16 protein-coding genes and 1 pseudogene are annotated in these 17,295 nt (G+C 73.5%); 6 read left to right on the top strand and 11 right to left on the bottom strand.

Translation table 11 applies throughout. The annotated features are described in order from the left end of the window. Nucleotides 1-158: 158 nt before the first annotated feature. Together AC0OO9_RS09465 and AC0OO9_RS09460 are read left to right on the top strand one after the other, a co-directional pair. Complete coding sequence (locus AC0OO9_RS09465; RefSeq protein ID WP_484516989.1) at nucleotides 159-329, top strand: hypothetical protein; 171 nt, start codon at nucleotides 159-161, stop codon at nucleotides 327-329. A 230-nt stretch (nucleotides 330-559) separates the two neighbouring features. Next, entirely contained in the window at nucleotides 560-1,078 is a 519-nt protein-coding gene (locus tag AC0OO9_RS09460) for a hypothetical protein (protein ID WP_484516988.1), read from the top strand. Between the two features lie 133 nt (nucleotides 1,079-1,211). Here AC0OO9_RS09460 and AC0OO9_RS09455 read toward each other — a convergent pair whose 3' ends face one another. The 9 genes from AC0OO9_RS09455 to AC0OO9_RS09415 form a co-directional block, all read right to left on the bottom strand. Beyond that, a complete protein-coding gene (locus tag AC0OO9_RS09455) occupies nucleotides 1,212-2,363 on the bottom strand; it encodes an acetate/propionate family kinase (RefSeq protein WP_484516987.1) in 1,152 nt (383 codons plus the stop codon). Then, on the bottom strand, nucleotides 2,360-4,432 hold the full coding sequence (pta, locus tag AC0OO9_RS09450) for a phosphate acetyltransferase (RefSeq protein WP_484516986.1): 2,073 nt from the start codon (nucleotides 4,430-4,432) through the stop codon (nucleotides 2,360-2,362). Before pta ends, AC0OO9_RS09455 begins: the two co-directional genes overlap by 4 nt. Nucleotides 4,433-4,603: 171 nt before the next feature. Continuing rightward, the gene (locus AC0OO9_RS09445; protein WP_484516985.1) at nucleotides 4,604-5,329 is read right to left on the bottom strand and encodes a hypothetical protein; all 726 of its coding nucleotides are present in this window, start codon (nucleotides 5,327-5,329) and stop codon (nucleotides 4,604-4,606) included. Between the two features lie 220 nt (nucleotides 5,330-5,549). Then, entirely contained in the window at nucleotides 5,550-5,729 is a 180-nt protein-coding gene (locus tag AC0OO9_RS09440) for a DUF6104 family protein (RefSeq protein ID WP_121399674.1), read from the bottom strand. Between the two features lie 238 nt (nucleotides 5,730-5,967). Next, nucleotides 5,968-9,717 (bottom strand): multifunctional oxoglutarate decarboxylase/oxoglutarate dehydrogenase thiamine pyrophosphate-binding subunit/dihydrolipoyllysine-residue succinyltransferase subunit, encoded by a 3,750-nt coding sequence (locus AC0OO9_RS09435; protein WP_484516984.1) that lies wholly within the window; start codon nucleotides 9,715-9,717, stop codon nucleotides 5,968-5,970. A 280-nt stretch (nucleotides 9,718-9,997) separates the two neighbouring features. Then, nucleotides 9,998-10,810, bottom strand: a complete 813-nt coding sequence (locus tag AC0OO9_RS09430) for an ABC transporter permease (protein ID WP_132231119.1) — start codon at nucleotides 10,808-10,810, stop codon at nucleotides 9,998-10,000. Beyond that, on the bottom strand, nucleotides 10,807-11,742 hold the full coding sequence (locus AC0OO9_RS09425) for an ABC transporter ATP-binding protein (protein WP_416606028.1): 936 nt from the start codon (nucleotides 11,740-11,742) through the stop codon (nucleotides 10,807-10,809). The genes AC0OO9_RS09430 and AC0OO9_RS09425 overlap by 4 nt, the downstream gene beginning before the upstream one ends. 131 nt (nucleotides 11,743-11,873) lie before the next feature. After that, nucleotides 11,874-12,533 carry a hypothetical protein gene (locus AC0OO9_RS09420; RefSeq protein ID WP_484516983.1) on the bottom strand — a complete coding sequence of 220 codons (660 nt, stop codon included), beginning with the start codon at nucleotides 12,531-12,533 and terminating at the stop codon, nucleotides 11,874-11,876. A gap of 91 nt (nucleotides 12,534-12,624) precedes the next feature. Further along, nucleotides 12,625-13,116 (bottom strand): SRPBCC family protein, encoded by a 492-nt coding sequence (locus tag AC0OO9_RS09415; protein ID WP_484516982.1) that lies wholly within the window; start codon nucleotides 13,114-13,116, stop codon nucleotides 12,625-12,627. A 51-nt stretch (nucleotides 13,117-13,167) separates the two neighbouring features. On the opposite strand from AC0OO9_RS09415, the gene AC0OO9_RS09410 reads away from it, so the two are divergent. From AC0OO9_RS09410 to AC0OO9_RS09395, 4 genes and pseudogenes are all read left to right on the top strand, one after another. After that, nucleotides 13,168-13,767: a TetR family transcriptional regulator gene (locus AC0OO9_RS09410; RefSeq protein WP_484516981.1), complete on the top strand. Its 600-nt coding sequence runs from the start codon at nucleotides 13,168-13,170 to the stop codon at nucleotides 13,765-13,767. 116 nt (nucleotides 13,768-13,883) lie between these two features. Continuing rightward, nucleotides 13,884-14,384 carry a hypothetical protein gene (locus AC0OO9_RS09405; RefSeq protein WP_484517899.1) on the top strand — a complete coding sequence of 167 codons (501 nt, stop codon included), beginning with the start codon at nucleotides 13,884-13,886 and terminating at the stop codon, nucleotides 14,382-14,384. Between the two features lie 102 nt (nucleotides 14,385-14,486). After that, the gene (locus tag AC0OO9_RS09400; protein ID WP_484516980.1) at nucleotides 14,487-15,302 is read left to right on the top strand and encodes a GNAT family N-acetyltransferase; all 816 of its coding nucleotides are present in this window, start codon (nucleotides 14,487-14,489) and stop codon (nucleotides 15,300-15,302) included. Continuing rightward, nucleotides 15,299-16,162: pseudogene (locus AC0OO9_RS09395) on the top strand (lysophospholipid acyltransferase family protein); the annotation flags it as partial. The gene AC0OO9_RS09400 and the pseudogene AC0OO9_RS09395, both read left to right, overlap by 4 nt. A 118-nt stretch (nucleotides 16,163-16,280) precedes the next feature. Here the strand turns inward: AC0OO9_RS09395 and AC0OO9_RS09390 are convergent. Next, nucleotides 16,281-16,481 (bottom strand): DUF397 domain-containing protein, encoded by a 201-nt coding sequence (locus AC0OO9_RS09390; RefSeq protein ID WP_396888809.1) that lies wholly within the window; start codon nucleotides 16,479-16,481, stop codon nucleotides 16,281-16,283. Beyond that, nucleotides 16,472-17,269 carry a Scr1 family TA system antitoxin-like transcriptional regulator gene (locus tag AC0OO9_RS09385; RefSeq protein ID WP_132231374.1) on the bottom strand — a complete coding sequence of 266 codons (798 nt, stop codon included), beginning with the start codon at nucleotides 17,267-17,269 and terminating at the stop codon, nucleotides 16,472-16,474. Before AC0OO9_RS09385 ends, AC0OO9_RS09390 begins: the two co-directional genes overlap by 10 nt. Nucleotides 17,270-17,295: the final 26 nt, after the last annotated feature.

Raw genomic sequence — 17,295 nt, 5'->3', positions numbered from 1 at the left:
GGATTCACGGTAGGTGCCCGGCGGCCCGCAGTGGTCCCGCCGTCCGGACCGGACGCCCTCACCACCCGGGCGGATCGTCTCCACCGGCCGGCTGGACCTGACCCCGGGACGCGCGCCGGGGACGGCGGCGCGCAACCGGCTTGGCTAGGGTCACCGCCATGCCTGAGAACCGCACAGACCCGAGCGGCAACACCGAGGCGTTCCGCGCCTACGCCCACACCGCCGAGCCCGAGGCCCAGACCGGCGCGTCCCGGACGCCGCTGCTCGTCGGCGCGGCGGTCGTCGCGGTCGTGCTGGTCGCCCTCCTCGCCTGGCTCGCGCTGGGCTGAGCGGCGTGGAGCCGCCTGGAGGCCCGAAACCGGGCGCGGGAGAGCCGCCGACGGGAAGCTCTGAGCCGGGCGCGGGGGAGCCGCCGACGGGAAGCTCTGAGCCGGGCGCGGGGGAGCTGCCGACGGGAAGCCCGGAGCCGGCGGCGGGCCCGGGGCGCGTTCCGGGGCGGTGGCGGAGGCTCCGCTCCGGTCTTCGCGGCGTCCACCGGGGCAGTGCCGCCCTCGGCCTGGTGCTGCTGCTCGCGGGCCTGACGTACGCGGTGGCCATCGGGGCGTACAAGTGGCACCTGCACGCCAAGGCGGAGCGGCTGCGGGCGGACGGCGTCCCGGTGCGGGCGACCGTGAGCGACCGCCGCGACACCGTCGGCCGCGGCGGCGGCACCGACACCGTCCAGGTCTGGTACGAGTACGGCGGTGTCCAGCACAACGAGCGCATCCTCTGCGGCTCCGCCGGCGGCTGTACCGAGGAGCCTCCGGAGGAGATGATGCTCTGGGTCGATCCGGAGCGCCCGGCGGAGTTCGTGGCCGCCAACGGCAACACCGACGACTCGGTCTTCTTCCTCAACTCCTGGGGCGGTGTCGCGTTCGGGCTGCTGGGTGCGGCGCTGGGCGGGGGTTTCCTCTTCGCGGCCCTCGTTCCGACGGGGATGCTCGACCGGCCCGCCCCCGCACCGCCCCGGCGGGGGCCGGGGCGCGACCGCGTCCGGCGCACCCGGGCCGCCAGGCGGCGGGGCAAGGCCCGCCGCTGAGGCCGACGGCGGCGGCGCGCGGACCTCGACCGCCGGTCGCCGATGCGGGTGGTGACCTGCGGGCCGAGCGACGCGACAAGCTCCGTGGGTGCCGGCCCGGGCGGTCAGCCGGCGTGGGTGCCGGCCCGGGCGGTCAGCCGGCGGCCTCGATGACGGCGCGGGTCTGGAGGGCGATCTCGCGTTCCTCGTCGGTGCCGACGACGCAGACGGTCACCTCGGCGCCCTCCGGCGAGACGACCCGGTCGCCGGAGCCGGCGTTGCGTCCGGGGTCCACCGCGATGCCGAGGCGCTCCAAACCGGCCAGGGCGGCGGCGCGGACCGGCGCGGCGTGCTCGCCGACGCCGGCCGTGAAGGTGACGGCGTCCACCCGGCCGAGCAGCGCGTAGTACGCCCCCACGTAGCCGGTGATCCGCCGGCAGTAGACGTCGAAGGCGAGCGCCGCCGCCGGGTCGCCGTCCGCCCGGCGGGCGAGCACCTCGCGCATGTCGTTGTCGCCGGTCAGCCCGAGCAGGCCGCTGCGGTGGTTGAGCAGGTCGTCGATCTCGTCGACGGAGAGCCCGCCCTCGCGGCGCAGGTGGAAGATCACGGTCGGGTCCAGGTCGCCGCTGCGGGTGCCCATCACCAGGCCCTCCAGTGGGGACATCCCCATCGAGGTCGCCACGCTCCGGCCGCCGGCCACCGCGCAGGCGCTCGCGCCGTTGCCGAGGTGCAGGGTGATCGTGTTCACCTCGGCGTACGGGCGGTCGAGCAGCTCGGCGGTGCGCCGCGACACGTACGCGTGCGAGGTGCCGTGGAACCCGTAGCGCCGGATGCCGTACCGCTCGGCGGTGTCCCGCTCGATCGCGTAGGTCGCGGCGGCCTCGGGCAGGGTGGTGTGGAACGCGGTGTCGAAGACGGCGACCTGCGGCACGTCCGGCAGCGCCGCCCGGGCGACCTCGATGCCGGCCAGGTTGGCGGGGTTGTGCAGCGGCGCGAGCGGGACCAGGTCGCGGATCGCGGCCAGCACCGCGTCGTCGATCAGCACCGGCTCGCCGAACCGCTTCCCGCCGTGCACCACCCGGTGCCCGACGGCGGCCAGCCCGGTCAGGTCCAGCCCGTCGAGGATGCCCCGGACGGCCGTCTCGTGGTCGGCCGGACCGCCGCCGGCCTCGCCGACCCGCTCCACGGTGCCCTTGTCGACCACCCGGTCGCCGTCGAAGAGCCGGTACTTCACCGACGACGACCCGCAGTTGAGGACGAGGACGCGACCCGCCGGGCGCTCCTGCGGGGCGGCGGTACCGCTCATGACGACTCCTCGGTGGCTGCGGCCTGGATGGCGGTGATCGCCACGGTGTTGACGATGTCCGGCACGGTGGCGCCCCGGGACAGGTCGTTGACCGGCCGGCGCAGGCCCTGCATCACCGGCCCGACGGCCACCGCCCCGGCGGAGCGCTGCACCGCCTTGTACGTGTTGTTGCCGGTGTTGAGGTCCGGGAAGATGAAGACCGTGGCCCGGCCGGCGACGTCGCTGCCGGGCAGCTTCGTCGCCGCCACGGCCGGGTCGATGGCCGCGTCGTACTGGATGGGTCCCTCGACGAGCAGGTCGGGCCGGCGCTCGCGGACCAGCTTGGTGGCCGCCGCGACCTTCTCCACGTCGGCGCCCGCCCCCGAGCTGCCGGTGGAGTAGGAGAGCATCGCGACCCGGGGCTCGATGCCGAACCGGGCGGCGGTGTCGGCCGAGGAGATGGCGATGTCGGCGAGCTGGGCGGCGTCCGGGTCGGGGTTGACGGCGCAGTCGCCGTAGACCAGCACCCGGTCGGCGAGCAGCATGAAGAAGACGCTGGAGGCCACCGAGACGCCCGGCACGTTCCGGATGATCTCGAACGCGGGACGGATGGTGGCGGCGGTGGTGTGCGTCGCGCCGGAGACCATCCCGTCGGCGTGCCCCGTCTGGACCATCAGCGTGCCGAAGTAGTTCGGCTGGGCGACGACGTCGTGGGCCAGGTCGGGGGTCATGCCGCGGTGCGCGCGAAGCTCGGCGTACGTGGTGGCGAACCCGTCGCGCCACTCGCTGGTGACGGGGTCTACCACCTGGGCGCCGGTGATGTCGATGCCCAGCTCGCGGGTGCGCCGGGCGACGTCGTCGGGGCGGCCGAGCAGGGTGATGTCGGCGACGCCCCGGCGCAGCAGGATCTCCGTGGCCCGCAGGATCCGTTCCTCCGCCCCCTCGGGCAGCACGAGGTGCCGGCGCCGGGCCCGGGCGCGGTCGATCAGGTCGTACTCGAACATCAGCGGGGTGACCCGCTCGGAGCGGCTGACCCGCAGCCGGCGGGCCAGGTCGTCGGTGTCCACGCAGCGCTCGAACGCGCCGAGCGCGGCCTCCACCTTGCGCGGGTTGGCCGCGCTGGGTCGCCCCTCGATCCGGCTGGACGCGGCCACGGTGTCGTAGCTGTCGCTGGGCACGGAGAGCACCGCGAGCCCGGTGTTGAGGCCCTCGACCAGCCGCATCGCGCGCGGGTCGGGCTGCTCGCCGAGGGTCAGCACCAGCCCCGAGACGGAGACCTGCCCGGCCACGTGCGCGGCGCTCGCCGCCACCAGCAGGTCGGCCCGGTCGCCGGGGGTGATCACCAGAGCGCCCTCGGTCAGGTGGTCCAGCAGCGTCGGCACGTGCGCCGCGCCCACCACGTAGTCGAGCACGTCGCGGCTGAGCGCGTCGTCGTCCCCGGCGAGCAGGGTGGCGCCGAGCGCCGCCGCCACCTCGGCCACCGTCGGCGCCGACACGGTCGGCACCTCCGGGATGGCGTACGTGGGCACGGGCAGCTCGGGAAGCGTCATCGGGCCGGGGACCCGGTTGGCGATCACCGCCAGCACCGTCGCCCCCAGGTCCTCCAGATCGTGGTACGCCCCGCGCGCGGCGGCCGCGATCGCCGCCGGCTCCTGCCCGAAGCCGTCGACGACGGGCACCACCACGCTGCCGAACTCGGTGGCAAGCCGGGCGTTGAAGGCCAGCTCGCGGGGGCCGGCCCCGTCGCCGCCGTCGGCGAAGTCGCTGCCGACCACGACCACGGCGGGGCAGCGCCGCTCGACCTCCCGGTAGCGCTCGACGATGCCGGCGACGAGCTGCTCCCGCCGCCCGTCGGCGACCAGCGCGGTCGCCTCGGCGTAGCTGGTGCCGCTCAGGTCGGCCAGCGGCAGCTCGATCCGGTAGCGGTCACTGAGCAGGGCGAGGATCGGGTCGGGGCCGTGCCCCCGGACCAGCGGCCGGAACGCGCCGATCCGCTCGACCTGCCGGGACAACAACTCGGCCAGGCCGAGGGCGATTGTCGACTTTCCGCCGCCGGATCCCACGCTGGTCAGGTACACACTCCGCGCCACCCACCCACCCTAGAAGATCTTCGGATCCCCGGCTCGGGTCCTTCGCCCCCCTTTCGTTGATCATGAAGTTGTTGCGGCGACACGCCGGAGCGGAGGGCAACAAATTCATGATCAACAAGTCTGGGTGGCGGTGGGAGGGCGCGCCGGCGCCACCTGGAGGACGGGCCGGCGTCAGCGGGGGGCGCCGGGCGCGTCCGGGTGCTGCCGGCGTTCCCAGGAGGGCATGTCGGCGAGAGCCTTCTGGCCGAAGCCGCCGCAACCCGGGCAGACCCTCGACCCGAGACAGACGACGCACCGTCGCCGCACGCCGTCGAGGAGGTATCCCCGGGTGAGGCACTCCGGGCACCAGCCGATCCCGTCGCAGTCGGGGCAGAGCACGTGACCGGGCTTGCGGGTGGCCTCGGTGACGACCGGTTCGGGCGGTACGAACCGCTCCGGCGGCGCGGGAGGGGGAGGGGGGCGGACGGCAGCGCCGGCCGGATCCGCGTAGAGCAGGACGGGCGGGGTGCTGCCGCCGAGGTCGGCCCGGGACAGGCCGGGGTACGCCATTACCCAGAGGAAGAAACCGTCGCGGGTGGCCGACGCGGTGGCGACCGCCGTCGAGGAGGCGTCGACAGTGGCGTGCCAGCCCTGCGCCGCGAGCCGGTGCGCGATGTGCCGGACGACCTCGACCGAGCCGAAGTCGGCGGTGAGACGGAGCGTGGCCCGGCGGGCGTACCAGAGTGGTTCGTGCCAGAGGTGGTCCGCCGGCTCCCGGGACATCGGAACGGGGAGCCTCCGCCCGGGGGCGAGGTGGGCGGCGACCCCGAGGAGTTCCTCGCGCAGGACGCGACCGTGTCGTTCCAGCGTCTCCCGCGCGCCCGGAACCTCGGCGACGTCCTCCCAGCCGTCAATCACGGCCCTCTGCCGGTCGCTCCGGGGCCCCGCTCGCTCCGGGGCGCTCTGCCGGTCGCTCCGGGGCCTCGCTCGCCTCGGCGCGCGTGCGTGGGCGGGACAGCGGTGGGCGCCGTCGGCCGGCGTGACCGTGGCGCCCCCTGCGCGTCTGCATGCCGTACCCCGACCCGTCGAGCGGACAGACCGACGTCACTGTAACGCCGGGCCCGTGACTCGGGTGGGGCTACTCGTCGTCGGGGTCGTCGAGGCGGGCCAGCCAGGTGGCGAAGCGCTCGATCGGGGTCTCGAACTCGGGGTTGAGGTCGACGAAGTCGCGCAGGCGCTCGCCGAGCCATTCCATGCTGACCTGCTCGTCGCCCCGGCGCTGGACCAGTTCCTCGATGCCTCGGTCGGTGAAGTACATGCTCTCCGTTGCCTCCTCGTGGTCGGTGTGCGTCCCGACGCTCCGCGCGGGCCGGCCCCGCCGGGCCCTCGCTCCGGTAAGGCCGAAGCCCGCCGGATCCTCGTGCTGGTGTGGCCAGGCGCCGGGTTCTCGCGCCGGTGCGGACAGGTGCCGTCGCGTGCGGAACGGCCGGGACGGCGAGCGGGGCAGAGCCGTCGGGTCGACGGCTCTGCCCCGGTGCGCTGGGTGGTGCGTCAGGTCACGGGCGGGGCAGGGCCGCCTCGATCAGCGCGGTCTGCTCGACCTCGTGCATCTTCGCCGAGCCGACGGCCGGGGCGGCGGCGGCCGGGCGGGAGATCCGGCGCAGCCGTACGTCCGACAGGTGCTCCAGCAGGTTGAGCGCGACGAACGACCAGGCGCCCTGGTTGGCCGGCTCCTCCTGCACCCAGGCGAAGTCCTCGGCGTTCGGGTACGCCGCGAGGGCGGCCCGGATCTCCTCGACCGGCATCGGGTAGAGCTGCTCGATCCGGATGATCGCGGTGTCGGTGACGCCCCGCTCGGCGCGGGCCTGGAACAGGTCGTAGTAGACCTTGCCCGAGCAGAGCAGCACCCGCTTCACCTGCTCCGGCGCCGGGGAGCCCGAGTCGGGCAGCACCGGCTGGAAGGTGCCGGTGGTGAAGTCCTCGACGGGCGAGACGCAGAGCTTGTGCCGCAGCAGCGACTTCGGCGTGAACACCACCAGCGGCTTGCGCTTCGGCGAGAGCGCCTGCCGGCGCAGCAGGTGGAAGTAGTTCGCCGGGGTGGTCGGGATGGACACCCGCATGTTGTCCTCGGCGCACATCTGGAGGAACCGCTCCGGGCGGCCGGAGGTGTGGTCCGGGCCCTGGCCCTCGTGGCCGTGCGGCAGCAGCAGGGTGACGGCGGAGCGCTGGCCCCACTTCACCTCGCCGGAGGAGATGAACTCGTCGATCACCGACTGGGCGCCGTTGACGAAGTCGCCGAACTGCGCCTCCCAGGCGACCAGCGCGTTGATGTTCTCCACCGAGTAGCCGTACTCGAAGCCCATCGCGGCGTACTCGCTGAGCAGGGAGTCGTGCACGAAGAACCGGGACCGCTCGCCGTCGCCGGTCAGCGACTGCAACGGCAGGTAGTCGTCGCCGGTCTGGGCGTCGACCACGGAGGCGTGCCGCTGGACGAAGGTGCCCCGGCGGGAGTCCTGACCGGCGAGCCGGACGGTGACCCCGTCGTGCAGCAGCGAGCCGAAGGCGATGATCTCGCCGAAGCCCCAGTCGATGTTGCCCTCGACGGACATCCTGGCCCGCCGGTCGAGCAGCTGCTGGATCCGCTTGTGCGGGGTGAAGCCCTCAGGCAGGTTGACGTGCGCCTCGCCGACGGCCTTGACGACGGCCGCGTCGGTGGCGGTCTCCACCTGCGGCTCCGGCTCGTCCTCCCGCTTGGGACGGCTGAGCTGCCGCGGCGTGGTGGCGGCGTCGCGGGTGGCCTTGAAGACCCGCTCCAGCTGCGACTGGTAGTCGCGCAGCAGCTCCTCCGCGTCCTCCACGGTGATGTCGCCACGCCCGATCAGCTCCTCGGTGTAGAGCTTCCGGACGGAGCGCTTCGAGTCGATGATCTTGTACATCTGCGGGTTGGACATCGACGGGTCGTCGCCCTCGTTGTGCCCGCGCCGGCGGTAGCAGACCATGTCGATGACGACGTCCTTGTTGAACGCCTGCCGGTACTCGAAGGCCAGCCGGGCGACCCGGACCACGGCCTCGGGGTCGTCGCCGTTGACGTGGAAGATCGGCGCCTGGATCATCCGGGCGACGTCCGTGCTGTAGAGGCTGGAGCGGCTGTACTCCGGGGCGGTGGTGAAGCCGACCTGGTTGTTGACCACCACGTGGACGGTGCCGCCCGTGCGGTAGCCGCGCAGCTGCGAGAGGTTGAGGGTCTCGGCGACCACGCCCTGGCCGGCGAAGGCGGCGTCACCGTGCACCGCCAGCGGCAGCACGGTGTAGCCCTCCAGCTTGAGGTCTATCCGGTCCTGCTTGGCCCGGACGATGCCCTCCAGCACCGGGTCGACGGCCTCCAGGTGCGACGGGTTCGCCACCACCGAGACCTTGACCGCGTGGTCGCCGTCGGGCGTGGTGAACTTGCCGTTCTGGCCCAGGTGGTACTTCACGTCGCCGGAGCCCTGGGTGGAGCGCGGGTCCAGGTGCCCCTCGAACTCCGAGAAGATCTTCTCGTACGGCTTGCCGACGATGTTGGCCAGCACGTTCAGCCGGCCACGGTGGGCCATGCCGATGACGACCTCGTCCAGCCCGCCCTCGGCGGAGGCCTCCAGCACCTCGCCGAGCAGCGGGATCAGCGACTCGCCGCCCTCCAGCGAGAAGCGCTTCTGCCCGACGTACTTGGTCTGGAGGAAGGTCTCGAACGCCTCGGCGGCGTTGAGCCGGTTGAGTACGTGCTTCTGCTCGTCGGCCGACGGCTTCTCGTACTTGCGCTCGATCCGTTCCTGGATCCAGCGCCGCTCCTCCGGGTCCTGGATGTGCATGTACTCGATGCCGACGCGCCGGCAGTACGAGTCGCGCAGCACGCCGAGGATGTCGCGCAGCTTCATCCGCTGCTTGCCGGCGAAGCCGTTGACCGGGAACTCGCGGTCGAGGTCCCAGAGGGTCAGCCCGTGCTGGAGCACGTCCAGGTCGGGGTGCTTGCGGATCTTGAACTCGAGCGGGTCGGTGTCGGCCATCAGGTGACCGCGCACGCGGTACGCGTGGATCAGCTCGTGCACCCGGGCGGTCTTGTTGATCTGGCCCTCGTTGTTGACCGCGACGTCGCGCATCCAGCGCACCGGCTCGTACGGGATGCGCAGCGAGGTGAAGATCTGGTCGTAGAAGCCGTGCTCGCCGAGCAGCAGCTCGTGCATGACCTTCAGGAACTCGCCGGACTGGGCGCCCTGGATGATCCGGTGGTCGTACGTGCTGGTGAGGGTGATGACCTTGCTGACGGCCAGCTCGGCCAGGGTGGCCTCGGACATGCCCTGGTAGGGGGCCGGGTACTCCATCGCGCCCACGCCGATGATGGCGCTCTGCCCCTGCATGAGCCGCGGCATCGAGTGCACGGTGCCGATGCCGCCGGGGTTGGTCAGCGAGATCGTGGTGCCGGAGTAGTCGTCCATGGTCAGCTCGTTGCGGCGGGCGCGACGGACCACGTCCTCGTACGCCTGCCAGAACTGCCGGAAGTCCATCTGCTCGCAGGCCTTGATGGAGGGGACCACCAGGTTGCGGCTGCCGTCCGGCTTGGCCAGGTCGATCGCGATGCCCAGGTTGACGTGCTCCGGCCGGACCATGACCGGCTTGCCGTCGACCTCGGCGAAGGAGTTGTTCATCTCCGGGTGGGCGACCAGGGCCCGGACCATCGCGTAGCCGATGAGGTGGGTGAAGCTGACCTTGCCACCGCGCCCACGGGTGAGGTGGTTGTTGATCACGATGCGGTTGTCGACCAGGAGCTTGGCCGGGACGGCGCGCACGCTGGTGGCGGTCGGCACGGCCAGCGAGGCGTCCATGTTCTGGACGATCTTCGCGGCCACGCCGCGCAGCGGGGTGGTCTGCGGGCCGGTGGCGGTCGGCTTGGTGGCCGCGGGCTTGGCGGGGGCCGCCTTCGCGGGCGCCGGCTTGGCCGGGGCGGCCTTGGCGGCGGGCTTCTCCGGCTTGGTCTCCGGCTTGGCCTCGGGCTTCTTCTCCGCCGGCTTCTTCTCCGCCGGCTGCGCGACCGCGGTGGCCGCCTCCTGCTGGCCGGCGGGCTCCGGCTTGGCGGCCGGCTTCGGGGCCTGCTCAGTTCCGCGCGGCTTCCCGGCGCCGGGCGCCGGGCGGTAGTCCGCGAAGAAGTCGTGCCAGGCCGAATCGACGCTGGTGGGGTCGGCGAGGTAGCGCTGGTACATCTCCTCGACGATCCACTCGTTCGGACCGAAACCCGCCAGTGGGTTCTCCTGCGAAGTCTGCTGGGTCGACACGGCCGGTAATCGCCTCTTTCACGCGGGTTTGTGTGTCACGCGGTGTCCGGTGTCGCCCTGCCTTCGAGCGCGCACGAGACGGCTCCCAGGCTACGCCGTACGGATGCCACAGGCATTTCCGCCTCCGACCCGTGGCCGGTTTCACAGAAGATGCCAGAAGTTCACCAAACGCTGCGTGCGCGGCCGGCTGCTGGTAAGGCCCGATGTGGTGGTGGGCCCCATGTCGTACGGCGGCGGGGGTGGTGTCCGGCACCACCCCCGCCGCCAACGCCCGGACGCGTCAGGAGATGTCGCGCCGCCGGGTGATGAGCACGCCGACGACCCCGCTCACCACCGCGTAGCCGATCAGCACGAGCGCGCCGACCCACCAGGCGGGGGTGAAGTCGGTCTGGCCCTCGCTGACCATGACGGTCGAGGCGACGGCGGGCCAGATCACCTGCCACTTGACCACCGCCTCGTTGTTGAGCAGGTTGGACAGCAGCATGAAGAGCAGCCCGACGACCTGGGTGCCGACCAGGTAGAGCACCGCCGCGGTGATGACCGCCCCGAGCTGGTTGGTCACCAGCGTGCCGATGCCGATGCCGAGGACCGTCCAGATCGCGTACGCCAGCAGGTTGAGCAGCAACGCCCGCTGCACGGCCCACTCGCCGAGCAGGGTCCCGTGGCCGTTGGCCGACAGGAACACCGCCCCGGCGGCCAGGTCGATCAGCGTGGTCACCAGCCAGAACGCGAAGCCCAGCAGGCTGGCCGCGACCAGCTTGCTGAGGATCACCGACGTGCGCCGCGGCGTGGCCAGGAACGTCGTGGTCGCCGTCTGGTGGAAGAACTCGTTGGTGACCATCAGGATGCCGATGAGCATCACGAACATCAGGCCCAGGTACTGCCCGGAGGTGTACAGGTTGGCGGCCTGCGCCGCCGCGGAGGCCTGGTCGCCGGTGACGCCCAGTTCCTCGGCGTTGCCGTTCAACGTCTCGTTGGCGACCCAGGCGTTGAAGGCGAAGGCCAGCGCGATCGACAGGAACGCGGCGATGGCCAGCCACCACCACGTGCTGGTGGTGCGGATCTTGAGAAGCTCGGACCGGACGAGGTTCATCGGATGCCCGCCTTTCCGGCCGTCAGCTCCAGGAAGACCCGTTCCAGGTCGGGCCGTTCCGTGGTCAGTTCGTGCAGTTCGACGCCCGCCGTCAGGGCGACCCGCCCCACGGTCGGGGCGTCCACCCCGCCCACCAGCAGGACGCCGTGCTCGTCGCGGTCGACGGTGGCCGGCCCCTCCTTGAGGGCGGCGGTCAGCGCGTCGGCCTGCGGGGTGCGGACCCGGACCCGGACGCCCTGCGCCATCGAGCCGATCACCTGCTCGACCGTGCCCTGCCGGACCAGCTGCCCGGCCGCGATGATCACCACGTCGTCGGCGAGCAGCTGCATCTCCGACAGCAGGTGGCTGGAGACCAGCACCGTGCGGCCCTCGTGCGCGAGGTTCTTGAGGAAGCCGCGCATCCACCGGATGCCCTCCGGGTCGAGCCCGTTGGCGGGCTCGTCGAGGATCAGCACGCGCGGGTCGCCGAGCATCCCGGCGGCGATGCCGAGCCGCTGCTTCATGCCGAGCGAGTAGCCCTTGAACTTGCGCTTCGCCGCCGGGGTGAGCCCGACCTGCGCCAGCGCCTCGTCGGCCCGGTGCTTCGGCAGGCCGGCCGCCGCGGCGATCACCCGCAGGTGGTTGATGCCGGTGCGGCCCTTGTGCGCGCTGGACGCCTCCAGCACGGCGCCGACGTGCCGCAGCGGGTCGGTCAGGTCGGCGTAGCGCCGCCCGCTGATGGTCGCCGTCCCGCTGGTCGGCGTGACCAGGTTCAGCAGCATCCGCAGCGTGGTCGTCTTGCCGGCGCCGTTGGGGCCGAGGAAGCCGGTCACCCGCCCCGGTTCGACGGTGAACGACAGGTCGTTGACGGCCCGGACGTTCTTGTACTGCTTCGTCAGGCCGGACACCACGATCTGACCGTCACCGGTGGGGCTTCTCTGCCCGTCAGTCATTGCTCTCCTTCGTGCGGTGGCGTCGGGGTACGCCGTGACACAGCGTGGCGGGCGGGCGCAACCAGGTCAATCAGGCGCACTTCCGAGATCCACCTCCGCCTCAGGCAGGAGGCCCTCATCCCCAGGAACGATTATCCGATGTCGTCGGCCACGGCGATCCAGGTTGCCCGGGCCCAGGCCAACAGAGCGCCGTCGGGTGCGTACAGGCTGGTGTGCACGAGCGCCTTGCGGCCCTCGCCGCCGACCATGACGCCGGTCACCACGCACTCGTCGCCCGGCTCCGGCAGCGCCGCGACCACCGCCGCGATCCGGCCCAGGACGTACGGCCGGCCGGGGGCGATCACGGCCCAGCCGCCGGGGCAGTCCAGCGCGGCCCAGACGGTGGCGGTCGTGACCGACCCGGGCACCCGGAACGGCGCGGCGGTGCGGCCGTCCGGCAGCCGCCCCGGAAAGATCCGTAGCCCGTCGGCGCGGTCCGGGCCGCAGACGTAGCAGCCCGGGAAGGGGTGGTCGACCAGCCCGGGGTACGCCGCCGAGGCGGCCCGCGCGGCCGGCAGGTCCACCGGCGGCACCACCGCCCGGGGGTCCTCCGTGGGGCGGACCTGGGCGACGAGACTGCCCTGCGGGTCGCGGACCTCGCCGTCGACGAGAGTGAGCGGGGTCTCCAACGGGGGCGGGCGACGCAGCGTCACCTCGACCGGCCCGGGGCCGGCGGCGCCGGCGAGGAGCCCGGCGCTCCAGCCGCCGTTGCCCGAGCCGGGCGGCCCGTTGAAACGCGACTCGATGATCATGAGACACCTCCGACCGCGACGCCCGGCCCCGTCGCCGGTGCGCCCCGGGCAGCCTCGCACGTCGCGGCCCGGCACCGGCACGGGCCGGGCCTCAGGGCTGTCGTCGGCGGGCCAGCGAGCGGAGGCCCCGGACCCGCCGGGTCCAGCGGTGCGACGGGGCCGGTGCCAGTCCCAGGTGGTGAGCAGCCGTGTCCAGGCTGTCCTCGATGAGGGCGTCGTGCAGCGGGCGGTAGACCATCGGCCAGCTCACCCACGCCGGCCACCGCGTGGTCATGACGAGAGAGTGACGCAGCAGGCAGCGTCGGTCGGTGACCCGTAGGACCTCGTACCCGTGATGGCCACGGAAGCCGGCCGGCGCGGAGAACTCGAACCGGATCCGCGCCCCGGGCTCGTACGCGACGACGGTGTAGCGGATCGGCCCGTGCCCGCCCCGGGCGCCGACGCCGAGCGGGCGGTCGAAGCGCATGGCCGGCCACTGCCCGCGCGGCCACAACCGGTCATCCGCGGTCGCGAGGGAGTCGATCAACGCGCCCACGGCCACGGGCGGCGCCGCGAGCTGCCGCTCGTGGATGTTGCGGACCATGACTCTCCTAGAGACCATTCGCTAGTTCAAGTAGAGGGTAGTCTCTACCTCATGCCGCAGCCGGTCAAGCACTCGGCCGACGTGATGCTCGACGCCGTCCGCGCCCTGGTGCTCTCGGGCGGGCCTGCCGCCGCCTCCGCCCGTGCCGTCTGCCTGGCCACCGGAGCGTCCAGCGGTTCGGTCTACCACCGCTTCCCCCGCCGCGACGACCTCGTCGCCGCCGCCTGGCTGCGCGCGCAGGACCGCTTCCTCCGCGTCTACCTGGAGGCGCTCGCGCCCGCCGACGCGCAGGCCGGCGTCCGGGCCGCGGTCGCCGTCCTGACCTGGTGTCGTTCCCATCCCGAGGACGCCGCCCTCCTGATGCGCCACGCCCTGCGCGACCTGCTGCGCGGTGACACCTCGCCCGCGCTCGCCCAGCAGGCGCAGGCCCACTACCGCGCCCTCGGCGACGCCCTCGCCGGGATGGCCCGCGCCACCGGGCACCGCCTGGCGGACGTCGTGTTGGCCGTGGTCGACCTGCCCTACGCGGTCGCCCGCCGCGCCATGCGCGACGACGGCACTCCCGGCGAGGACGACGTCGAGGCCGTACGACGGGCGGTCGCCCTGCTGCTGTCCGGCCCGTCGGACTCCTCGCCGGCGTCGCCGCCGTGACCGGGCGCTGAGGACCGGTGTCGAATCGCCCGGGACCGGCCGGCACGAGCGTCCTCCCGGGGAGCCGGTGCACACCGGTGGCCGTCCGGTGCTGTGCCACTGTTGGGGCCGTGCCCATGACCCACCTGCCGGCCGGTCGGACCCGCGAGGCGGCCCGGCGTCGGCTCCGCTCCCTCGCCGGCTGGGAGCTGCTGAACATCCCCCTACAGGCGTGGGTGTGGTTCCAGTTGGTCGGCCTGCCGCCGACGGCGGCGAACCTCGCCGGCTTCGGGGCGTTCGCGGCCCTGCTCGTGGTGGGCGCGGCCTACTGGGCGCTCAAGCTGCGACAACTGCGCCGCGGGGAGCCGCGCCTGCCCGGCCGGCGCCACTTCGTCACCGCCCGCGCCGTCCTGCCGATCCTCCTGGCCACCGTGATCGCCGCCTGCGCGGTGGCCGCCGCACAGGCACCCGGCGCGCGGTCGTACCCGGGGCTGGCCTTCGGCCTCTTCGCCGTACTGGAGTACGTCAACTACTTCCACGTGCAGCTCATGCACGACAACCGGGCCGACCTGCGGCGGCTGGTCACGGTCGGGTTCCGGCGCTCGCATCTCGCCCGGGACCTGCGCGCCACCCGTTGAGGCGAGCGCGCCCGCCGTCGCCCCGACACCGGCACGGGCCGTTCACCTCATCGACACTCCTCACCCCGCCGGCCGGCAACCCGGGCCGCCTACACAGGTCCCATGGCCGTTCTGCACGCCGCTGGCGCACCCCTGACGACCAGCGGCTACACCCTGCTGATCGCCGACGACCCGCGCGAGGTCGCCGCCGCGCAACGCCTCCGTCACGAGGTGTTCGCCACCGAACTCGGCGCCACCCTGCGCCCGGGGGCCGTCGGGCTCGACGTCGACGACCTCGACGCGTACTGCGACCACCTGATCGTCCGGCAGGAGGGCACCGGCGAGGTGGTCGGCACGTACCGGCTGCTCCCGCCGGGCCGCACCGACCGGCGGTACGCCGCGACCGAGTTCGACCTCACCGGGCTCGACCCGCTCCGCGACGACCTGGTCGAGGCCGGCCGGTCCTGCGTGCACCCCGATCACCGATCCGGCGCGGTGATCAACCTCATGTGGGCCGGCATCGTCCGCTACCTGCACCTGCGCGGGTCGCGCTGGCTCGGCGGCTGCGCGTCGGTGCCGGTTGCCGACGGCGGCGGGACCGTCGCGCGGGTGTGGGACGAGGTCTCGGCCCGGCACCTGGCCCCGCCGCGGCTGCGCGTACGGCCGAGGCGCCCCTGGTTCGCCGAGCCGGACAGGATCGCCGAGCCGGACAGGATCGCCGGGCCGGACAGGATCGCCGGGCCGGCGGCGGCCGGCGGTTCGACGGCGCGGGCCACGGTCCCGCCGCTGCTGCGCGGCTACCTGCGCCTCGGGGCCTGGGTCTGCGGCGAGCCGGCGTACGACCCGGATTTCGGGGTGGCCGACTTCTACGTGCTCTTCTCCCTGGACCGGATGAACCCCCGTTACCTGCGGCACTTCCTCGGCGGGGCCGAGCGGTGAGCACCGCCGGACGCCTCTGGCTGCCCGCGTCGGGGTGCGGGCCGACCTGCCTCCCGGCGGCCGGCGAGGTGCCGGCCGTGTCGCCCGTGCGGCGGGCGGGCCGGGCCCTCGCCGTCCTCGGGATGCTGTCGGCGGGCACGGCGCTGGCGGCGCTGCTGCCGGTGCTGCCGGCCGGGGACCGGGCGGCGGCCCTACGCGGTTGGGCCCGGTGGACGCTGCGCGCGTTCGGCGTGCGCCTCGTGGTGCGCGGCCGGCCGCCCCGGCGGCCGGCGCTGCTGGTCGCCAACCACGTCTCCTGGCTGGACGTGCTCGCGTTGCTGGCCGTCGCGCCGGCCCGGATGGTGGCCAAGCGGGAGGTCCGGTCCTGGCCGCTGGTCGGGCTGCTCGCGGCGGCGGCGGGCACGGTCCTGGTCGACCGGGCCCGCCCCCGCGCCCTGCCCGCGACGGTCGCCCGGGTCGCCGCCGCGCTGCGCGCCGGCAGCCCGGTGGCGGTTTTTCCGGAGGGTACGACCTGGTGCGGCGCCGCCGACGCGGTCGCCTGCCGCCCCGGCCGGGGGTTCCGTCCGGCGCTGTTCCAGGCGGCGATCGACGCCGGGGCGCCGGTGGTGCCGCTGCGGATCGGCTACCGGTGGGCCGCGACCGGCGTGCCGACCACGGCCGCCGCATTCGTCGGGGACGACGACCTGCTGCGCTCGGTGGGCCGGGTGCTCGCCGCCCGGGGCCTGGAGGTGCGGGTGAGCGTCTCCGCCGCGCTGCATCCCGCCCGGGACGCCGACCGGCGGCTGCTCGCCCGGGCGGCCGAGTCGGCAGCGCACGTCCCCGCCGAGGCCGTCGGCAGGACGCCGGCGGGGGGTCGACGGGACCACGCGAGCACGGCCCGGGGAACCGTGCCGGGGAAGCCCACCTCGCGCCGGGCGGAACGCGAAGAGGCCCCCGGCGCGGGGGCCCCTTCGGTGCCCGGGTGGAGAGAGAAGCGGGTCAGCCGACCGGGCCGACGTGCTTGGCCAGGCCGACGAACGACTGCCACGCCCGGGCGCTGAAGTGGAGGGTGCCGCCCTCGCGGTCCTTGGTGTCGCGCACCAGCACGACGCCCGGCAGGTTGTCGGCCACCTCGACGCAGGAACCGCCGTTGCCGCCGGATCTCGTCGACTTACGCCACTGCGGGGTCGTCACGTCCATGACTTCGCCACCTCCTTGATCAGCACGGTCGACTGCCGGCGGGGGAGGGCCTCGTTCCGCACGATCTCCCACGTCCTGGCCAGCCTAGCAATGTCGGTGGATGCGTCGACGATCTGCGCGCTGAGCTGGTTGTCCGCATGGGCCACGCGGGTGCCGTCCGGCAGCTCGGCGATGATGAACTGGCCGGCCAGTCCGAGATACATGCCGGCGTCGGCCGGGACGACGTGGAGCTGCACGTGCTCCTGCGTCGCGACGGCCACCAGGTGGTCGAGCTGCTCGGCCATGAGCCCCGGTTGGTCGAGCACCGGCCGGCGCAGCACGGCCTCGTCGACGACGGCGATGAGCTGGGGTGGCCGCTCCCGGCCGAGGATCGCCTGACGCTCCAGCCGGGACGCGACGATCCGCTCGACCTCGTCGGCCGTGAACCGGCCCCCCGCCAGCGTGGCGCGGGCGTAGCGTTCGGTCTGGAGCAGGCCCGGCACGTACGCCAGCTCGAACCAGCGCAACGTCGCCGCCTCCCGCTCGAACTCGATCCACTCCCGCAGCCAGGCCGGCGTGGCGTCCAGCCGGGCCAGCTCACGGAGCATCCGGCCGAACCGCTCGCCCGTGTCGTGCTGGTCGTCGATCGCCTTCATGTACTCCCGGGTCGGCGGGCGACCGCCCGTCTCGACGGAGCTGACGTGCGACCCGGAGTAGCCGATCGTCCTGCCGAAGTCGTCCTGGCTCAGGCCGAGCTGAGCGCGGAACGTGCGTAGCTCACCCAGCACGTAGTTGGTAGCGGTGCCCATCGATTCCCCACATTCTGCCCGGTCCC

Source organism: Micromonospora sp. USAFONa4 (assembly GCF_057197825.1).
This window is presented reverse-complemented; position numbering and strand designations above follow the sequence as displayed.

Bases quoted from the DNA above. Each gene is read 5' to 3' on its own strand.
- AC0OO9_RS09465 (WP_484516989.1), top strand. From the start codon at position 159: ATGCCTGAGAACCGCACAGACCCGAGCGGCAACACCGAGGCGTTCCGC.
- AC0OO9_RS09455 (WP_484516987.1), bottom strand. From the start codon at position 2,363: ATGAGCGGTACCGCCGCCCCGCAGGAGCGCCCGGCGGGTCGCGTCCTC.
- AC0OO9_RS09440 (WP_121399674.1), bottom strand. From the start codon at position 5,729: ATGTACTTCACCGACCGAGGCATCGAGGAACTGGTCCAGCGCCGGGGC.
- AC0OO9_RS09430 (WP_132231119.1), bottom strand. From the start codon at position 10,810: ATGAACCTCGTCCGGTCCGAGCTTCTCAAGATCCGCACCACCAGCACG.
- AC0OO9_RS09425 (WP_416606028.1), bottom strand. From the start codon at position 11,742: ATGACTGACGGGCAGAGAAGCCCCACCGGTGACGGTCAGATCGTGGTG.
- AC0OO9_RS09420 (WP_484516983.1), bottom strand. From the start codon at position 12,533: ATGATCATCGAGTCGCGTTTCAACGGGCCGCCCGGCTCGGGCAACGGC.
- AC0OO9_RS09415 (WP_484516982.1), bottom strand. From the start codon at position 13,116: ATGGTCCGCAACATCCACGAGCGGCAGCTCGCGGCGCCGCCCGTGGCC.
- AC0OO9_RS09410 (WP_484516981.1), top strand. From the start codon at position 13,168: ATGCCGCAGCCGGTCAAGCACTCGGCCGACGTGATGCTCGACGCCGTC.
- AC0OO9_RS09405 (WP_484517899.1), top strand. From the start codon at position 13,884: ATGACCCACCTGCCGGCCGGTCGGACCCGCGAGGCGGCCCGGCGTCGG.
- AC0OO9_RS09400 (WP_484516980.1), top strand. From the start codon at position 14,487: ATGGCCGTTCTGCACGCCGCTGGCGCACCCCTGACGACCAGCGGCTAC.
- AC0OO9_RS09390 (WP_396888809.1), bottom strand. From the start codon at position 16,481: ATGGACGTGACGACCCCGCAGTGGCGTAAGTCGACGAGATCCGGCGGC.
- AC0OO9_RS09385 (WP_132231374.1), bottom strand. From the start codon at position 17,269: ATGGGCACCGCTACCAACTACGTGCTGGGTGAGCTACGCACGTTCCGC.